Consider the following 18,518-nt stretch of genomic DNA (forward strand, 5'->3'; position numbering starts at 1 on the left):
GCGGTCAGGGCTTGACGTGTCGGTCGCGTGAGGCCACGCGAAAGCGCCGCTCGCGCAGATAATAATACGAGGTGCGACAGGCATCGCGCAGGGTTTGCGTCAGCTGCGGGCGCGCCATAGCGGCTTCGTGGCAGACCTGCGCAAGCCCATCGCCGACCGCCTCGAGCCCATGATATTTCACAACGAAACTGCGGCCAAATTCACCCAGCGCATGGCGCGTTTCGCTAGACTGGCACAGGGTGTCCAGCGCCTCTTCCATCTCTAGGTTTTCAGCGCCGCCATCCCCAATGCCAAACATGCCGCTTTGCAAAAACCCGTCGGTGCTTTTGGGCGTGAAAAGACGCGCAAACCCGCGCTCGCCGATCACCACAAGCGGCTTGGCAAAGGCCAGACCACGCAGTGCCGAACCGCCCATACCCAGCACGATATCGCTTGCGTCATAGGCCGGGCGCGGGTCGTTCATCGCGCCGATCAAAATCACCGCATCGCGGCCAAGCCGGGCGTTGACCACATCGGCCATGTGCTGCAATTCAGCGCGCGCTTCACCGTCGCCCACGATCACCAGTTTCAACGGCAGCCGAGCCCCCAATTCGCCGACCACCTTGATCGCGCGCACCAGACCTTCGGATTTCATCACCTTCGCGAGGCGCGACACCGAGACCAGCGCGATCTCGTCTGCGCGCACGCCATGGCGCGCCCGAAACGCCGCCCCATCGCCAATGCCGGGCGCATTGGCGTCCACATCGACCGGGGGCAACAGCAGATGCGTGTGTCGCCAGCCCGCGCGCACCGCGCGATCACGCTGCTCGACAAAGCCAAAAGTCGTGGGCACCTCGCGCGGCATCGCGCGTGTGAGGCTCATCATCATGTCGGAAATCACCAGCGGCACCCCCATCGGAAGATGTACACCGCTATAGGCCTCAAGCCCCTGCCACCAATCCCACGCATGGATCAGATCAGGCTGCTCGCGCTGCACCAGCGCACGCAACGCCTTGATTCGCGCTATTGAGGGATGCAAACGCACATCCGGCGCGGGCGAGTAGATCAGTTTATGCGCCGCAACCAAGTCCAATGCTGGACCTGGCGCGGCGTGGAAGACGATATCGAACCCGTGCCGATCGCGAAGATCGGCAGCAAGTTCGATCGCATTCACCTGCGTTCCTCCGAGTTCCAGCCGGTGGCCGAACACGATGAGTTTCACAGATGCGCTCCGTTTGACATCATGCCGCGGGCCAAGGCCTCGGTATGGGGTTCCACGGGACGGGTCCGACGCAGCAGCGGCGCTTTGCGTTGCGGAGCACTCGAAGGGGCGGAAAGCTCGCCTTCGAAATAGACGATCGTGCGCATCAGACCTTCGCGCAGCTCGATCGTGGGCGACCATCCCAGATACTCACGTGCGCGCGAGATATCGGGCTTGCGCTGGGTCGGGTCGTCTTGGGGCAACGGCCGGGTCGTCAGGATCGAACGCGAGCCGGTCAGCTCCAGGATGGTTTCAGCCAACTGTCGCATCGTGAACTCAACCGGATTGCCCAGATTGCACGGCATCGGCACGGTATCTGGCGCATTCATCAGCGCCATGATGCCGCGAATGAGATCATCGACATAGCAGAACGAGCGTGTCTGCATCCCGTCGCCATACAGCGTGATCGGTTCGCCTTTCAGCGCCTGCATAATGAAGTTCGACACCACGCGACCGTCATCGGGGCGCATCCGCGGCCCGTAGGTGTTAAAGATCCGCGCCATCCGGATATCGACGCCATATTGGCGGTGATAATCAAAGAATAGCGTCTCGGCACAGCGCTTGCCCTCGTCATAACAGGCGCGCGGACCGATCGGATTGACGTTGCCGAAATAGCCCTCGACCTGCGGATGCATCGCCGGATCGCCGTAAACTTCGCTGGTGGAGGCCTGAAAGATCTTGGCATTGGCGCGCATCGCCAGATCCAGCATGTTGATCGCGCCATGCACATTGGTGCGCACGGTCTGCACCGGATCGATCTGGTAATGCACCGGCGAGGCAGGACAGGCGAGGTTGTAAATCTCGTCAATCTCGGCGCAGATCGGCACCGTTACGTCATGGCGGATCAGCTCAAAGCGGTAGTCATCCAGCAGATGCAGAATGTTGCTCCGGCTGCCGGTATGGAAATTGTCGAGGCACAGCACATCATTGCCATCCTCCAGCAGGCGTTCACACAAGTAAGAGCCGAGAAACCCCGCACCCCCCGTTACGAGAATTGTCTTATCCGCGCACATATTTCTGTCTCCTAATCATAAAACCAGCACGCCCAACCACGCGCATTCAGTAAGCTCCCTTGCGCCCGAGCAGAGCCGCAAAGGTTCCCAGAACGATCCACAGGTCGAGCCAGATGGACCGGTTATCGATGTAATGTTCGTCAAGCTGTTGCTGCAGCGCGAGATCGGCATCGCTGCGCGCCGTGATCTGCCAAAGCCCGGTGATCCCCGGCGCGACAGAGCCCCGCTTGATACGAAACTCCGGGGGCATCGCAGCCAAGTGATAATCGGGAAACGGGCGCGGGCCGACGATGCTCATCTCGCCGCTGATCACATGCAGCAACTGAGGCAACTCATCACAGCTTGAAGCGCGCAGGAATTTCCCGATCACGGGCAAGATGCGCGGATCGTTATGCAGCTTGAAATGGGTTTCCCACTCGGCGCGCGCGACAGGATCATCGCGCAGCAAAGCTTGCAAACGCGCATCGGCATCGCGATACATCGTGCGCAGTTTGAGCATGCGCAACACGCGGCCATTATGGCCATCGCGGGCCTGACGGTAGAACACCGGGCCGGGATCGACCATCCAGATCGCCGCGCTCGCCAGCGCAAGAATTGGTGCCGCCACGATCATCGCAGGGATCGCAATCGCCAAATCAAAGGCGCGTTTGCGCGCGCTGATCGGAACGTAGGACAGATCGACAATCTTTTCGCCCACCGCGCCGCGCAACGCGCGCGGACCAATTCCCGAAATGCGCATCTGGGGCAGATCGGCCAGAACCAGCACCTGCGCATAGCGGCGGTGCAGATCGGCGGCGGCCTCGGGGCTGGGGGTGCGGTCCAGCGCGGCGATAGCGCCGGGCGCTTGGGTCGGGATCAAGCCATAGCGCCAATTGAGCGCGAAAAAGCTCTCAAGACGGCGCGCCATATCTGGCGCGGTGAGAAAATGGGTCGGCGTGCCCCATAGCCCTAACTGATGCAGAAAACGCTGCACGAGATAGCGCACAGGCACCTGCAAGACCGTCGCGATCACCAAGAAAAACTCGGACATCGCAACGCCGCTCCAGCCGCGGGCATCAAATCCGCCGATCCCCGCCACCAGCACCGCTGCACCAAGAAATGCCAGCAGATCGCGGCGCAGAATTTCTTGCGGCTGCAAGCGATCTCCAGGATAGAACCCGACCAGCCAATGCAGGGCCAAAACCGCGATCACGATCGCTACAGGCACCCACCCCAGAACACTGGCATCTACCACGAAGCTCAGGTGAAGATAGGCCGCGCCAAACGCCACGATATCAGCCAACGCAACCGCCCCGGTGCAAAGCGCGCGCCGAGTTGTGAGCGGCAGGGTGCGCTGCCATGGCATCGTTACCCCTGAGGGGGCCTCAGACACAGAGCCGCTGCTCAAAACGGGGCTCGCCCCGGCCAAGGGGTCAGGCGCAATGGCGCTGTTGCTTGGGTTCGCAGAGGGCCACGAAAGCGAGGCGCGATGAATGTCACCAATAGGTTTTGTCATGATTGTGACCTTCCAGAATTTGAAACGTCGATAGCGGGCACAATCGGAAAGGCCCGCAGCCCGGTCTTTTGCAAAAACCGCAGCCAGATATAGGCGGGCACACACTTGGCGTAGCGCCGCCACAGCCGACGCGGCTCTGTCATCAGACGAAACGCCCATTCCAGCCCGGCACGTTGCAAAAACGCGGGCGCGCTTCGCTTATTGCCGCCGATAAAATCGAACGCGGCGCCAACGCCAATCAAGACCGGAGCTTCCAGCTTGTCGCGCATCGCGGCCATCCAACGCTCTTGCTTGGGCGCGCTTAGCCCGACCCAAACGACATCGGGCTTGACGGCATTGATCACAGCGCTGACCTCGCGCTCTTCCTGCGCACTCAGCGGGCGGAAGGGTGGCGCATGAACGCCGACGATTTCGGCCCCGGGATATTGGCTTTGCAACGCCACACTCAGCCGCTCCAGCGACTCGGGTGTGGTGCCATACAGGAAATGCCGCATCCCGCTGGAGACGCCTTTGGCAAACAACAACCGCATCAGATCGGGGCCATAAACCCGCCCCGCGCTGTCATGCCCGTCGCCATGCAGTGCCCAAACCAGCGGCATGCCATCGGGTGTCACTGCCATCGCCGCATTATAAGCATCGCGCAGACTGGGATCGGTTTGGCATTCGACAAGCCCATGCGCCCCTGCCACGCAGATATAGCCCCGCCGGCGCGTTCGCACCGCGTCCTGAACCAAGCTCACCGCCTGATCCATATTCAGCGCCGACACCGCCACACCCAACACATTGGTTGTTCCAAGAGGCTGCACTGGCGCTGCGTGGCGCGCGGCCATCCCCTCGTTCAGCGGCACATCGATTGGCGTCGCGTCCCAGGTCTGATCTTGCAGGCTTTCACTACGCAGGGTCATCGCAAGCTCCGAGATGTTTGCACCCCTCGACGGTAGGCGCGCGCCAATCCTCGGAAAACTTGGATGAATGACACAACGCTGCGCTTTCTGGCTGGGTGGCCCCCTTCATTGGAAGCAAGCCCACTGCACCAGGGGGATAGCCCTACGCCAAAAGGAGGTGTCCCCGCTCCTCCGGAGGATACCGCGCGCAACGATCGGTGGGATTTACTTGCGCCTCACAATGACCGTCGATGGAAAGAGACTTTGACTGAGGCTCGGGCGCGCGACTGCCGTGCGAGTGCACGCGACATTCGCACTAGCGAGCCTTGGGGTCAGACGTGAAACAGCGCCGCATTGGCTCGGCTGCACAGCTTTGCAAAGGATGATCGACCATGGCAAACGGTATCGAAATGACTCATGCAGAGGCCCGCGGGCGCGTGCAAGACACGCCTGCCTCAGCGGCCGAAACACGTCGCGACAGTCGCCCCGGATCAGAGCCGAGACGCCCCAAGGGCGCGGCAACGATCACCCCTGCCCTTTTGTGCGGCGGCTCTGGAACCCGGCTTTGGCCGCTCTCACGCAAAAGCTATCCCAAGCAGTTCGCGCCCTTGATGGATGACCAGACCCTGTTTCAGGCTGCGGCACGTCGGATGTCAGGCGCGGGGTTTCACGCCCCGATCATCCTGACCCATACCGATTTCCGCTTTATCGTGACTGAGCAGCTCGCAGCAGCCGGGATCACCCCGTCTGCCGTGCTGATCGAACCGCTGGCGCGCAACACCGCGCCAAGCGTTCTGGCCGCCGCCGTGCATCTAGAGCGCACATCGCCCGACGGGTTGTTATTGATCGCGCCCTCGGATCATGTGGTCACGGACAGCACGCGATTTCTGGCGGCTATCGAGGCGGGCCGAAGTGCCGCGATGGCGGGTAAGATCGTCACCTTCGGCGTATCCCCAACCCGACCTGAAACCGGCTATGGCTATATCGAACCCGCCCCGTCGAGCGATCCCGAAACGGACAGCCAACAGCCACGCGATATCGTGCGCTTCATCGAAAAACCCGATGCGGCGCACGCGGCTGATATGCTGGCCCAAGGCGGCTATCTTTGGAACACCGGGATTGTGCTGGCCTCGGCGCGCACGATCATCGCAGCCTTTGCCGAGCACGCGCCAGACTTGCTGGATCCGGTCACGTCTGCGGTTGAATCGGCACGCCCAGATCTGGATTTTATCCGTTTGGATTCCGCCTCTTGGGCCGAAGCGACCGAGATTTCCTTTGACTACGCTGTCATGGAGCGCGCGCGCAATCTTGCGGTGGTGACATTGGACACCGACTGGTCGGATCTGGGCGATTGGGCCGCGGTCTTGCGCGCTTCGAACCCGGATGCGCGCGGCGTTGCGCTGTCAGGGGCCGCCACGGCAATTGATTGTGATATGAGCTTGCTGCGATCTGAAGATGAGGGGCTGCAACTGGTTGGCCTTGGCCTGCAGGGCGTGATCGCCGTGGCGATGCCCGATGCGGTGCTTGTCGCGGATGCCTCACGCGCCCAAGAGGTCAAAGAAGTGGTCGCAAAACTGCGCGCCCAAAAGGCCAAACAGGCGACGGAATTCCCAAAGGATCACCGGCCTTGGGGCTGGTTTGAAAGCCTCGCCACCGGCAGCCGGTTTCAGGTCAAGCGCATCGTGGTGCATCCTGGCGCGGCGCTATCGCTGCAATCGCATCACCACCGCTCGGAACATTGGATCGTGGTGGCAGGAACCGCCCGTGTGACGGTCAACGACAAGGTGAGCCTGATCAGCGAAAATGAGTCGGTCTATATCCCGCTTGGGGCGACCCATCGCATGGAAAACCCCGGCAAGTTTCCGATGGTGCTGATCGAGGTGCAAACCGGCGCTTACTTGGGCGAAGACGATATCGTGCGCTACGAAGATGTGTATGCGCGCAAGTAACCGCCCTGCGCGCGCCCGCTGAAACTAGTGCGGCGCGCGCAGCCCAAACATTGCGACAACGGTCATCATCATCAGGGATTGAATGTCGTTTTGCGCCAGAAAGTTGCTCTCCGACAGGTTGAGCACGACCATCACCCCAATGCTCACATTCATCCACGCCCAGCCCGCTTCGGGTTGCGCACATAGCAACACGCCCCCCCGCCGGATCGCGCGCACAATCGTCAGCACCAGCAGCACCAGCCCCGGAATCCCGAAATTCAGCAACATATCGCGATAGCCATTATGAGCATGCGGCGGAATCCATTGCAGCGCCTCTTCGATGACAAATTTGGCCGGGTTGCTCTGGCTCCAGAACGCCCCATAGCCAAAGCCCCGCCAAGGGCGCTCAGCGATATAACCATCCACCAGATGCCACAGCGGCACACGACCCGTCAGCGTCGCATCCTTTCCCAGAGATTCCAGAACAGGCACCAGAAACTCGCTTAAAAACAGCAACAACAGCGCTGCCAGTTGCAATACAACCAACACCAAAAGCGCGCGCGCGAGGCCGCGCTTGCGGTGCAACAGCGTGTAAACCCAAAACAGCACCAATCCCGTGACCGCCGCCAACAGGCTGGTCGAGGATTGCGACAGCACGAGGCACGCAATGCTGGCCAACAACAAGACGACGCCACGACGAAACAACCGCCCTCCGGCATCCGCCATCAAACCCAGCGCCAGAATGAAGCCCAGACAGGCCGCCCAGCCCAGAACATTCTTATGGGTATAGATGCCGCGCAATCCGGTATCATCGGGCATGAAGGCGATCTGCGGCGCGATCACCCCAATAATCAGGCTCAGGCCCAGACAACCGCCCAAGATGGATGAGAACAGCACCAAAAGCTGGCGCGGAGTGAACCGGATCGCCAAAAGATAGGCCAGCAACATCGCCGCTATCAACGCAATCGCGCGGCGCAACGTGATCGACGGAGAAATCGACCAGAACGCCGACGCAAACGCCAGCAAAGACAGCGAAAACATCGGCAGCGTGCGGCGAATAGCCAGCAGCAGCTCGCCCAGATGGCGGCTCAAAAGGATCAACGTGATCGCAATCACTGGCAACTGCATCAGGCGCAAAACGCCGCGCTCTGAATCGCCAAGACTGCCTGACTGCACCATCAAGAGCAGCGGAAATACCGCCCCCGACAGCAAGAACAGCGAAATCGCAACACCCCACCATTCCAGCAAGCGCCAGCTTACATGCAGGCTTTGCCTGCGATAGCGGCGCGCCGATCGGGCTGCGGGCGTCACGACGGCCAAGGGCAAACCTCCAGTTCCAGACTCAAGATGGCTCCCCCCGCCCGGATGCGTTCACGCATCATCCTCACGGCAAGGGCGCTCGCCTTCGACTGTGACGGTGCGCAGAAGCTCAGGAAAGCCCCCTTTCCGCATGGGGGCGCATCAACTGGATGAGGGCTCATGCCCCCTTGCGGCGTCAAAAGAGGTAGAGTGGCACGCAACTTACGCCTGATAGGCATGTTAGGTCTTGGGCAAGAACCCGCTAGTCTGACCTATGTGGCCACTATTGCCTCTGGAGGGAACCGTGGGGATATCTTCGCAAATGAGACGGATCATGCGTGGCGCGCGGGTTGTCTGCGCCCTTGGCGCGATCTGGCTGGCGCAGGGGATCGGCGCTCCGGTCCTCGCCGAGACCTTGGTTGAGCGCGGCGATGTGCTGTATGTCGCGGTCGTGGGAACGCCCGAGATGACGCGCGATGCACGGGTCGACGCCGATGGCCGCGTCCGTCTGCCGCTTGTCGGGGGCATTCCCGTGGCCGGCAGCAATCTTGATGAGATCAGCGCGCGGATCAAAGAGGCACTGGTCAAGGCTAACATCTTGCTCGATCCGGTGGTGCTTGTCGAAATCTCGACCTACCGCCCGATCTATATCGGAGGCGCGGTGAAACGCAGCGGTGCGGTTCCCTATGAACCCGGATTGACCGTGCGCCATGCGCTGATCGCGGCGGGTGGGCTGGAGACCGCAACAAGCGTAGAGCCCGTGGGCATTGGTCAGGTTCTGGAATTGCTGGCGCGCCAGCGCGCAGCTTCGCTGTCTCTGGCACAGACCGATAGCGAGATCGCGCGCCTCAAGGCCCAGCTAGCCCAAGCCGATGCACCCGCTCAAGACCCGCCCGAGATGGCCCAAAACGCCGCTCCAGACGCCCCCGCCGAGGCCCGCGCGATCCAGAAAATCGACAGTGACCTGTTGCGGGATCTCTCGTTTCAGCGGTCCTCGAACCTGGCCTATGCCAAGACCGCGGTAAAGCTTGCCGAGGTCGAAATCGACGTGCTGGAACAACAGGCGACCTTTCAAAAACACGAACAGCAGTTGCAGCACGATGAGGTAGAGCGCACCCGCACCCTTGTGGAGCGCGGTCTGGTGCCGCTGCCTCAGTTGATGGAATTGCAACGCGAGGATTCGCGTCTGTCGCGCGACCTGCTTGAGAATTACGCCTTCGCCGCGCGCGCCCGCCAATCGATGGAGCGTATCCGTCACGAAACCAGCGTCGAGGCGACCCAGAACCGCATCAAGAACCGTGAATCCTATCGCGCGGCATTGCGCGAACGTGCGGCCCTGCAATCTGAACTGGATATCATCGCCGGGCATCTTTTGGCGGCTGGGCAAAAAAGCGATCCGCAGGCAGGGATCGCCGCTGTGGAGCCCAATGTGGTGATCTATCGCCGCGCGTCCAATGAAACCCGCAAGGTGCCCGCCACGATGGAGACCCCCCTTGAGCCCGGCGATATCGTCGAGCTGAACCTGCCCGATCTGGTGCGTGGCTAACGTGGCGCGTCCAATCGGATCTGGCGTTTCGCCCCCCCTTGCGTTTTGGCAAACCGGTCAAGGCGGCAAGGCAATCTGTCACGCCGAGCGGAGCATTGCTGCATGACCTCTCCTTTGATCAGCGTCATCATCAACAATTACAATTACGGCGCGTTTCTGGCGCGCGCCGTGCAAAGCGCGCTGGATCAACGCGACGTGCGCGCCGAGGTGATTGTGGTGGATGACGGCTCTAGCGATGACAGCCGCGCCGTGATCAACAGCTTTGGCGATCAGATCGTGGCGGTGTTTCAGGCCAATGCCGGACAGGCGGCCGCGATCAATACCGGCGTGCGCTACAGCAAAGGCGAGATACTGTGTTTTCTGGATGCCGATGACTGGTTTACCCCCGACAAGCTGGCCGCCACCGCCGCCGCTTTTGCGCGCGATCCGCGCATCGGGCTTGTGTATAACCGCCTACAACCCGTGCACCCCGATGGCAGCGACGCCTTTGCGCCCATTCCGCGCAGCCTGTGTCAGGGCGATCTGGCGGCGCTGATGGCGCGCTCGGGCGGGCGCTGGCCGTTTCCAATGACCTCTGCCGTCTCGGTGCGCCGCAGTCTGTGGCAGCGCATCGGCGATATTCCCGACAGCTTTCGTATTTCTGCCGATGCCTGGCTGGTCGGGATCTATCCGTTTTTCGCGCGCGTCGCGGCCCTGCCCGAGGTCTTGGGATTTTATCTTATTCACGCCAACAATTGGTATCGCGCGCAAGATGACGCCGAGATGCTGCAAAAACGCATGGCGCATTGGGCTGCGACTGTCGCGGCGAGCAATGAGTTTCTGACCGCGCACGATCTGCCGCATCGCCTTGAATTGGATGATCATTTTCCCTACCAGGTCGCGCGCGCGCGTCTGGAAGGGGCCGCGCCCAGCGCCCGGCTTGACCTGCTTTGGAACGGCCTGCGCGACCCCGGAGAGCCGAACCTTGCGCGCCGCATCCGCGACTGTTTGCGCGCGATGCAACAGGTGTCGAGCGCGGGCATGGGGGGCGCTGATCCGGTGCGCGCGCGATGAACCTGCTGCTGATCGGATCCGAGCCGGTCGATTACACCATTGCTTTCGCCAATGGGGTGGCGGCCAATATGCCCGTCACATTGGTGGCCCCGCGGGCGCGGTTCGCCGCGCTGACCGAGGCGCTTGATCCGGCGATTGATCTTATCTTGATGGATTGGCCGCGCCATCGCAGCCTTGCCAACCCGGCCTTTCTGGCGCGTCTGACGCGGCTGATCCATCAGCGCAAACCCGATCTTATCCACCTGCTCAGCAACACCGCGCTTTGGCTCAATCTGGCGGTGCCGTTTTGGCGCCCGATCCCGCTGCTGACGACGATCCATGACACGCGCCTGCATCCCGGAGATCGCGACACCGCGACCCTGCCCGCTTGGGCGCCGCGTCTGATGGTACGCCAGTCGCGCGATGTCGTGGTGCATGGCGAAAGCCTGCGCGACAGCGCCGCTGCGACCTTTCACAAGCCCGCCGAACGCATCCATGTGCTGCCCCATCCCGCGATGCCGCGCTACGCCGATCTGGCGCGCGCCAAGGGGTTGGCGCGGCGCGCCCCTGACGACAGCTTCACAGTTTTGCTGTTTGGCCGGGTCTTTGCCTATAAGGGGTTAGATACGCTTTTGCGCGCCGAGGCGCTGCTGGGCGAACGCGTGCCGGGCCTGCGTATCGTGGTGGCTGGGCGAGGCGATGACCCGATGGCGCTGCGCGATCTGATGGGCCGCCCCGAGCGCTACGACATCCGCCACCGCTTTATCGAAGATCCCGAGGTGGCGCAGCTGTTTCTCGACGCGGATCTGGTGGTGCTGCCCTATCACGAAGCCTCGCAAAGCGGCGTGCTGCCAGTTGCCGCCACCTTTGGCAAGCCGGTGGTGGTCACCGATGTCGGAGAGTTGCGCGCCAGTGTCGAACCCCACGGAACCGGGCTGGTCGTTGCCCCCAATGACCCGGCGCAGCTGGCGGATGCGATCGCACAGATGGCGCAAGATCGCGATCTGCTGGCGCGCTGCGGCGCACGTGCGCGCGCATGGGCTGACGGCGTGGTTGGCCCCGAAATTGTCGGCGCACAGGCCCATCAACTTTACGCCCGCATCCTCCAAAGGGTCTAGGCAGTCCACCGAACAGATGGGCGCGATATCGGGAAGTCACGTTGTTTGGTGCCAAGGCCTGCCGGACAGTAAAAGCAGTATTGGACAGGTTTCAGGTAGGTTCACGTGCACAACAATACCCATAAACTTCCAGACCCGATGCCAGAGCCGAGCGTTCGTCACTACGTCGCTGGCGGCACCGAACATGGCGGCGGCATCGGGCGGCTGATTGGCTATATTCTGGCCTCGCACCCGCAAAACAGCCATGACCACCGCGTCACCGACACGCGCGGCCCGCGCTGGGACAAGCTGCGCTCGCCGTTCATTCTATGGGGTGCGATGGCGCTGATGATCAAAGACCGGCTGGTCGCACCGGGGCGCGTGCATCATCTGCATATCGCGGGACGCGGCAGCACGGCGCGCAAGCTGGTCTTGGGGGCGTGCGCGCGCACGTTGGGCTGCACCCATGTGCTGCATCTGCATGACTTCGATTACGCCGCCGATTTCCTACGCCGCCCGATCTGGCAAAGACGCGCGATCCGCGCCCTGTTTCGCGGGGCCGACCGCGTCATCGTTCTGGGAGAGCGCGACCGTGCCACCGCCACCGAATTGCTGGGCGTGCCTCCGCGCAGCATCGGCGTGCTGCACAACGCCGTCCCCGACCCGCAGCAAGGTCGGGACGCGCCGGCCAAGACACAGGCCACAGCGCCACAGGCCGATCCGCAAGGCACACCCTGCAAAATCGTCTTTCTTGGCCAGCTCGGGCCGCGCAAAGGCGTGCCCGAACTGCTGAGCGCCTTGGCCCATCCGAATATGCAATCGCTGAACTGGTCAGCGGTTTTGGCGGGCGATGGCCCCGTCGATGAGTATCACGCCGAGGCAGAGCGTTTGGGTCTGCTGGACCGGGTGAGCCTGCCCGGCTGGCTGGGCAGCGCAGAGACCCGCGCGCTATGTGAGCGCTCGGATATTCTGGTGCTGCCGTCGCATGGCGAGGGCATGGCCATGGCGGTGCTCGAAGGTCTCGCGCATGGGCTGGCCGTGGTGACCACACGAGTGGGCGCACATGAGGAAATCCTGCGCGATTGGGAAACCTGTCTGTTCGTCCCTGTCGGCGATGTCGAGGCTCTGGCCAACGCGCTTGGCAACCTGGTCGCCCATCCCGAAATGCGCGCAAAACTCGCGCAGGCGGGGCGGGCGCATTACCTGAACGCGCTGAGCATTGATGCCTATGTTGGCAAGCTCGACGCGCTGCACCGCTCTGTTTCTCAAGGCGCCCTGCAACGCGTGCCCACCCAGCGAGGGGCGGCATGAACCAGCTTCAACACAACCGCCATGCGCCGCTAACCTTTGCTGCGCCAGATCCCGCAATGCCGCGCGAGGCCGATTTCGACCTTAGCGCGATGCTGCGCATGATCCGGCGCAATGTGCGCTTTATCGGGGCAATCACCGCCCTGCTGACGCTTGCGGCACTGCCCTTTATCATCGCAATTGACCCGGTCTATCGCGCGCAGGCACGGTTTCTCATTCACCCCACGCTTGCGGTCGAAACAAACAAAGATGCGGCCGCGCCCGATCTGAGCGATGAGGTCGAACGCTTGCGCTCACGCGTGATCGCCGATCAGGTCATCGCGCGTTTCGATCTTGCAGCGCTACCCGCCTTCAACCCGAAAGCCAAACCGCCCAGCGCGATCCAGAGCACCGTCACAGAGCTGAAATCAGCCCTCAGCGTCACCGCAACACCCAATAGCCAACCCCTTGGCACTCAAGAGCGCATCTTGGCGTCGTATTATCAGCACCTCTCGGTCTGGCACGAAACCAAAAGCCAGGTCGTGCAAATCAGCTTTAGCGCGCCCACTCCAGAATTGGCAGCCGAGGTGCCCAACGCGATGATCAGCATCTATCTCGCCGATCGCGAAGCCAAGCATCGACAGCGCGTCTCAGCCGCATTGGAGCTGCTGGACGGGCAGATTGCCGAGCAAAAAGACAATGTCGCCAAGGCTGCCGCCGAAGTGCAGGCCTATCAGGTCGAAAGCGGCGTCACCTCGGTTGGGCGCGCGGAAACGCTGGAACAAAGCCGCATCATTCTGGTCAATGAACAGCTGTCCGATATTCAGCGTCAATCCTCGGAACTGCATGGCAAGCTGCGCTCGGTCGAGGCGGCACTGGCAGGGGACGGGGGCATTTCGCCCGATGAGCCCGAGGTCATCAGCGATCTGCGCAAGGCGTTGCAACTGCGCAAACGCGCACTCGCGCAGCTTACGGCCAGCTATGGCGATGCCTATGGCGGCGTCTTGACCGAACGCGCCCATGTCATCGAAATCGAGAACTCGATCCGCGATGAATTGACGGCCTGGGCGGCTTCGATGCGCGCCCAGATCGGCCAGCTTAACGACGACCAAGCGACCCTCACGAAGAACCGCAACACCTTGGAGGGCACGCTGTCAAAGACGACCGTTGCAGAGTTGAACCTGATCAACCTGATCCGGCGCGCCGATGCCCAGCGTGAAATTCTCGATGGCTATGAGGGCCAGCGCCGCCAGCTTGCCGCCCGTCTGGCGCAGCCCGCGCTGGATCTTGAAATGATCGCCCCCGCGACCCCGCCCCTCTGGCCGGAAGGGCGCGGGCGCAAGGTCTATCTTCTTTTCACGATGCTCGCCGCGGGGCTGTTTGCATTAACCCTTGCCGGGGCGCGCGATCTGACCGATCGCAGTGCCCGCTCGCATCTGCAATTTGAAGATGACCCCGATATTATTGACGCGGGAATGCTGCCGATATTACGCCGCCGGGGCAAAACCCGCACTGCGGATCGACACCTCAAGATGGCGCTGAACGCAACGATTCGGGTAATTGCCACACAGGAAGGCGGAGCATTGCCGCGCAGCTTGATGGTCACGCCGGTGCAGGCCAATGACGGCGCGCGCTTTGTGGGCTATGAGCTGGCGCGCGAACTGGTTGCCAGCGGTCAGGGCGTTTTGGTGATCGACACGCTTGGCCCAACGCAGCCATGGTTTGCCAAATGGCTGCCGCGAAAGCTTCGCCTTCGTCTGAAATCGGCCAATCCGGGCCGAAAGGGTTTTGCCGAGCATCTGCGCGAGGGCACGGATCTGACCGAGTTGGTGGTCACCGGACGCGCCACCGGGCTTCGGGTTTTACAGCGTGGCAATGGGGTCATTCCGCCGCTTGACGATGCGTTGGCCATTCGATCGATCCTGAAATATGCCTCAACATATCGCTTGATGGCGATCTTCATCTGCCCACCTGCCCTAAGCAGCGCATCTACGACCAAGATCGCCTCGGTGATGGAGCAGGTTTTGGTGGTGATCGGTTGGGGGCATTCCCCCCAAGAGGCCGTGCGCGCTACGGCGGATCATTTGCAGATGGCGGGGGTGGATCGTGTGCTTACAGTGCTGAACCGCGTCGATGCGCGGCGCCAAGCGCTGTATCCGTTTGGCGACGGCACGGCCTTCGCCCATGCCGCGCGCGCGGATGCCTGGTAGGCGCAGAATCGTGGCCCGCAGGGGCGCGCAGCCACATCTTTTAGGCAAGCTCCATCGCTACGCGCGCGCCCTTTCGTGGCGCGCGCAAGTCCTTTTGCGCGGGGCAATTGACGATAGCCGAGCAAACCCCACCACTGCACATCTCATCGCCTCAGGCTGAGAGACGCAGCGTGCATTGCGCCCTTTGGCACAGCCGCACTGAGCGGTGCGTCACGCGATCACTCATATTGTCAAACGGGGGGGATGGGCGATGCACAGCCTGCGCATCGCCCGCAAGTCAGCCGCGGAAGGCGCGGGCGAAATAGTCGCTGAGCGGCTTGATCAGATAGGCCAACGGGGTGCGATCCTGGGTGCGGATAAACACCTCGACCGGCATGCCGGGGATCAGGGTCACATCGTCGGGCAAACGGTCGCGTTCGGATTCACTCAGGGTGATTTCAACGCGGTAATAGCTGGCCTTCGATCCCTCATCCTGAAACGCATCCGCCGAGATTTGCACAACTTTGCCGGTCAATTCCGGCGTGGTGCGCCGATCCAGCGCCGAAAACCGTACGCGCACGTCCTGACCGATCCGGATCTGGTCGATATGGCTTGGCACGACCTGCGCGTGAATAACCAAGGGGCGATCCTGCGGCACGATGTACAAGATCGGCTCGGCGGGCTTCAACACTGAGCGCGGCGCGAACACCTGCAGGCCATAGACCACCCCCGAAACCGGCGCGACGATGTCGAGCCGATCAATCTGTTCCAACAGCGACGAGCGTTGCTCGCGCAGCTCCAACTCACGATATTGCAGGTCTTGCAACGTCGTGTTGGTCTCTTCGCGCAGCCCCGATTGTAGCTTCAGCAGTTCGATGTCGATTTCGGTCATGCGACCCTCGGACTGCGCTTTTTGCGCCGTCAAATCGCCCAGACTGCCCTGCAACCCGGCCTGTTCGCGCCGCAATGACAGCACGCGCGAGGCCTGCGCCAGCCCCTTGTCGAGAAGGGATTGCTGATCGCTCAATTCGCTGCCGATCAGGTCGGTCTGTTCGCGCAGCGCGTCTTGCTGCGCCACGATCCCTTTGATCTGATCTGCGATCTGGGATTTGCGTTTCGTGAGCTGGGCGATCTCGTTGGTCAAATTCCCCGCGCGCGCGGCCAGCAGCCGCTTTTGGCCCTCGATCAGACCGCGCACATCGGCGTTGTCACGCGCCGCCTGCACCAGCAGCGGATCAAAGCTGGCCTGCGCATTGCCATCGCGTTCGGCTTCCAGCCGGCCCCGGCGCGCCATCAGCTCATACAGCTCGTTCTCGGTGATCACGAGCTTGGATTTCAGCGTTGTCGCATCCAGACGCAGCAAGGGCTGGTCGGCGGCGACCATTTCGCCCTCATCGACCAAAATCTCAGAGACGACCCCGCCATCGGGATGCTGCACCACTTGGCGATTCTGATCGACCTCGATGCGTCCATTGGCAATGACTGCGCCCGCGATATTGGTGAACGCCGCCCAGCTGCCAAAGCCACCCAGCAGCAGAACAAGGCCCAACACCCCGATCGAAATCGGCCAGCGTGCCGACCATGCGGATTTCTGTGCGAGAGTCATTAGCGGATCCCTCCCGTGCCGACGGATTGCACGATCTTCGTGCGGTTTTGCACGACTTCGCGCAACACATCATCTTTTGGACCAAAGGCACGGACTGCGCCGTTTTCGAGCATCAGCAAGATGTTACATTCCTTGATTGCAGCGGGGCGGTGGGCCATGATCAGCACCGACTTGCCCGCCTCCTTGAAGCCCCGGATCGCCCGGTTCACCGCCGCGCTGCCCTCGCTATCAAGATTTGAATTGGGCTCATCGAGCACCAAGATCACCGGATCACCATACATCGCGCGCGCCAGACCGATGCGCTGCATTTGCCCCCCTGACAAGCGCCCGCCATTGGCTGAAACCGGGGTGTCATAGCCTTGCGGCAGTTTAAGGATCATCTCATGGGCATCGGCCTTGGTGGCCGCTGCGACCACCGCCGCCGGATCCGGCGCATGTGAGAGCCGGGCGATATTCTCGGCAATCGTGCCGTCAAATAGCTGTACGCGTTGGGGCAGATAGCCGATATGGCGCCCCAGGACATGGGGCGCAAACTGATCCAGCGTCGCGCCATCCAGCCGGATGGTTCCCGAACGCGGCCGCCACACCCCGGTGATCGCGCGCGCCAGCGTGGATTTGCCAGACCCCGAGGTGCCGATCACGCCGATAGCCTGCCCCGGCTCGACCGTGAAGCTGACCGCTTTCAACACCGGATCGCTTTCGCCCGGCGCCAAGATCGTGAGGTTTTGCACCTCAAGGCGCGCCTTGGGGCGGGGCAATTCGGTGCGTGCGCTTTCGGGGGGAACCTGTTCGAGCAGCACTTCCAGACTGCTCCAGCCCTTGCGGGCGCGCTGGATCATCGCCCATTGGCCAACGATCTGTTCCACCGGCGCCAAAGCGCGCCCCAGAAGAATTGAGGAGGCGATCATCGCCCCGGCCGTCATCTCGCCGCGCAGCACCAGATAGGCCCCAAGCCCCAGCATGGCCGATTGCAAAAACAGCCGGAACGTCTTGGTGGTAACGCTGAACGTGCCCCCCAGATCAGAGGCGCGGATCTGCGCCCCCAGCGCACGCCCACGCGCCTTGTGCCAGCGGTCAAACGCCGCGTCGCGCATGCCCATCGCCTGAACCATCTCGGCCTCAGAGCGGATCTGATTGGCCATCACCCCGGCCTGAACCGCAGCTTGATTGGCATTCGTCAGCGAGTTGCGCGTGGCGAACTGGTTGGCCAGCGCCACCAGCACCAGCAGCCCGCCTCCCGTCAGCGCCAGCGTTCCCAGGAACGGGTGGAAGATCCAGATCCCGGCGAGAAAAAGCGGCGTCCAGGGTAGGTCAAACACGGCGGTCAGCACTGGCGATGCGATCAACCGCTGCACAGATTCCAGATCGGCAAGCCCGGTCGTTGTGCGCTCATCGGGTGCAATCGCGGATTTGCGCACCACCGCATCAAAGACGCGACGATCAAGGCGAGATTGAAACCGCGCCCCCACCCGCCCCATGACGCGCCCACGCGCATAATCCAGAATCCCCATCATGCCATAAAGAAACGCTACCAGCGCTGTCAGCGCGACCAGCGTTTCTACTGATCGGCTACCCAACACCCGGTCATAGACCTGCAGCATGTAAAGCGGCCCCGTCAGCATCAACAGGTTCACGAAAACGCTGAACACCGCGACAAAGACGTACAGGCCCCACGAGGCCCTGCGGGCCGCGCGCAGCTCGGCTCGGCCATGAGAGGGGACTTGCTGGGTCATCTTGGGATCATCCTTGCTGAGCGGCGGGTTGAACAGATGCGCATGAACCAGAGCGCGACGCACCCGGGATCGGGAGCTGGATCGGGGCTGCGCGCCATGGTTGCTTGGGCTGCGGTCTTTGATCATGCAACGCGGCATTGAACCATTGCGGCCTTGCGTGGCAGGCTAT

The 18,518-nt window shown here is 62.2% G+C and carries 13 protein-coding genes; 6 read left to right on the forward strand and 7 right to left on the reverse strand.

What is annotated here, in order from left to right; translation table 11 throughout:
* Positions 1-4: 4 nt before the first annotated feature.
* From AB4874_RS04400 to AB4874_RS04415, 4 genes are read right to left on the reverse strand one after another with little or no spacing between them, the layout of a single operon-like run.
* Positions 5-1,201 (reverse strand): glycosyltransferase family 4 protein, encoded by a 1,197-nt coding sequence (locus tag AB4874_RS04400; protein ID WP_368391081.1) that lies wholly within the window; start codon positions 1,199-1,201, stop codon positions 5-7.
* Entirely contained in the window at positions 1,198-2,253 is a 1,056-nt protein-coding gene (locus AB4874_RS04405; protein ID WP_368391082.1) for a UDP-glucuronic acid decarboxylase family protein, read from the reverse strand. Before AB4874_RS04405 ends, AB4874_RS04400 begins: the two co-directional genes overlap by 4 nt.
* Positions 2,254-2,299: 46 nt before the next feature.
* The gene (locus tag AB4874_RS04410; RefSeq protein WP_368391083.1) at positions 2,300-3,748 is read right to left on the reverse strand and encodes a sugar transferase; all 1,449 of its coding nucleotides are present in this window, start codon (positions 3,746-3,748) and stop codon (positions 2,300-2,302) included.
* On the reverse strand, positions 3,745-4,653 hold the full coding sequence (locus AB4874_RS04415; protein ID WP_295532787.1) for a WecB/TagA/CpsF family glycosyltransferase: 909 nt from the start codon (positions 4,651-4,653) through the stop codon (positions 3,745-3,747). Before AB4874_RS04415 ends, AB4874_RS04410 begins: the two co-directional genes overlap by 4 nt.
* A 371-nt stretch (positions 4,654-5,024) precedes the next feature.
* Between AB4874_RS04415 and AB4874_RS04420 the strand changes: the two genes are divergently transcribed.
* On the forward strand, positions 5,025-6,581 hold the full coding sequence (locus AB4874_RS04420) for a mannose-1-phosphate guanylyltransferase/mannose-6-phosphate isomerase (protein WP_368391084.1): 1,557 nt from the start codon (positions 5,025-5,027) through the stop codon (positions 6,579-6,581).
* A 24-nt stretch (positions 6,582-6,605) separates the two neighbouring features.
* Here AB4874_RS04420 and AB4874_RS04425 read toward each other — a convergent pair whose 3' ends face one another.
* A complete protein-coding gene (locus AB4874_RS04425) occupies positions 6,606-7,871 on the reverse strand; it encodes an O-antigen ligase family protein (RefSeq protein WP_368391232.1) in 1,266 nt (421 codons plus the stop codon).
* A gap of 310 nt (positions 7,872-8,181) precedes the next feature.
* On the opposite strand from AB4874_RS04425, the gene AB4874_RS04430 reads away from it, so the two are divergent.
* The 5 genes from AB4874_RS04430 to AB4874_RS04450 all read left to right on the forward strand — a co-directional run bounded on the left by AB4874_RS04430 (position 8,182) and on the right by AB4874_RS04450 (position 15,031).
* Positions 8,182-9,405 (forward strand): polysaccharide biosynthesis/export family protein, encoded by a 1,224-nt coding sequence (locus tag AB4874_RS04430; protein WP_368391085.1) that lies wholly within the window; start codon positions 8,182-8,184, stop codon positions 9,403-9,405.
* A gap of 102 nt (positions 9,406-9,507) precedes the next feature.
* On the forward strand, positions 9,508-10,458 hold the full coding sequence (locus AB4874_RS04435) for a glycosyltransferase (RefSeq protein WP_368391086.1): 951 nt from the start codon (positions 9,508-9,510) through the stop codon (positions 10,456-10,458).
* Entirely contained in the window at positions 10,455-11,555 is a 1,101-nt protein-coding gene (locus AB4874_RS04440; protein WP_368391087.1) for a glycosyltransferase family 4 protein, read from the forward strand. The genes AB4874_RS04435 and AB4874_RS04440 overlap by 4 nt, the downstream gene beginning before the upstream one ends.
* A 105-nt stretch (positions 11,556-11,660) precedes the next feature.
* Positions 11,661-12,845: a glycosyltransferase family 4 protein gene (locus tag AB4874_RS04445; RefSeq protein WP_368391088.1), complete on the forward strand. Its 1,185-nt coding sequence runs from the start codon at positions 11,661-11,663 to the stop codon at positions 12,843-12,845.
* A complete protein-coding gene (locus tag AB4874_RS04450) occupies positions 12,842-15,031 on the forward strand; it encodes a GumC family protein (protein ID WP_368391089.1) in 2,190 nt (729 codons plus the stop codon). Before AB4874_RS04445 ends, AB4874_RS04450 begins: the two co-directional genes overlap by 4 nt.
* 277 nt (positions 15,032-15,308) lie before the next feature.
* Here AB4874_RS04450 and AB4874_RS04455 read toward each other — a convergent pair whose 3' ends face one another.
* On the reverse strand, positions 15,309-16,616 hold the full coding sequence (locus AB4874_RS04455) for an HlyD family type I secretion periplasmic adaptor subunit (RefSeq protein ID WP_368391090.1): 1,308 nt from the start codon (positions 16,614-16,616) through the stop codon (positions 15,309-15,311).
* Complete coding sequence (locus AB4874_RS04460) at positions 16,616-18,349, reverse strand: type I secretion system permease/ATPase (RefSeq protein ID WP_295532796.1); 1,734 nt, start codon at positions 18,347-18,349, stop codon at positions 16,616-16,618. Before AB4874_RS04460 ends, AB4874_RS04455 begins: the two co-directional genes overlap by 1 nt.
* Positions 18,350-18,518: the final 169 nt, after the last annotated feature.

It is taken from the genome of Thioclava arctica, from assembly GCF_040892615.1.
Taxonomy (GTDB): domain Bacteria; phylum Pseudomonadota; class Alphaproteobacteria; order Rhodobacterales; family Rhodobacteraceae; genus Thioclava; species Thioclava arctica.

Excerpts from the sequence above, each read along its gene's own strand:
- AB4874_RS04455 (WP_368391090.1), bottom strand. The coding sequence starts at position 16,616 with ATGACTCTCGCACAGAAATCCGCATGGTCGGCACGCTGGCCGATTTCG.
- AB4874_RS04410 (WP_368391083.1), bottom strand. The coding sequence starts at position 3,748 with ATGACAAAACCTATTGGTGACATTCATCGCGCCTCGCTTTCGTGGCCC.
- AB4874_RS04405 (WP_368391082.1), bottom strand. The coding sequence starts at position 2,253 with ATGTGCGCGGATAAGACAATTCTCGTAACGGGGGGTGCGGGGTTTCTC.
- AB4874_RS04460 (WP_295532796.1), bottom strand. The coding sequence starts at position 18,349 with ATGACCCAGCAAGTCCCCTCTCATGGCCGAGCCGAGCTGCGCGCGGCC.
- AB4874_RS04435 (WP_368391086.1), top strand. The coding sequence starts at position 9,508 with ATGACCTCTCCTTTGATCAGCGTCATCATCAACAATTACAATTACGGC.
- AB4874_RS04420 (WP_368391084.1), top strand. The coding sequence starts at position 5,025 with ATGGCAAACGGTATCGAAATGACTCATGCAGAGGCCCGCGGGCGCGTG.
- AB4874_RS04440 (WP_368391087.1), top strand. The coding sequence starts at position 10,455 with ATGAACCTGCTGCTGATCGGATCCGAGCCGGTCGATTACACCATTGCT.
- AB4874_RS04430 (WP_368391085.1), top strand. The coding sequence starts at position 8,182 with ATGAGACGGATCATGCGTGGCGCGCGGGTTGTCTGCGCCCTTGGCGCG.
- AB4874_RS04450 (WP_368391089.1), top strand. The coding sequence starts at position 12,842 with ATGAACCAGCTTCAACACAACCGCCATGCGCCGCTAACCTTTGCTGCG.
- AB4874_RS04415 (WP_295532787.1), bottom strand. The coding sequence starts at position 4,653 with ATGACCCTGCGTAGTGAAAGCCTGCAAGATCAGACCTGGGACGCGACG.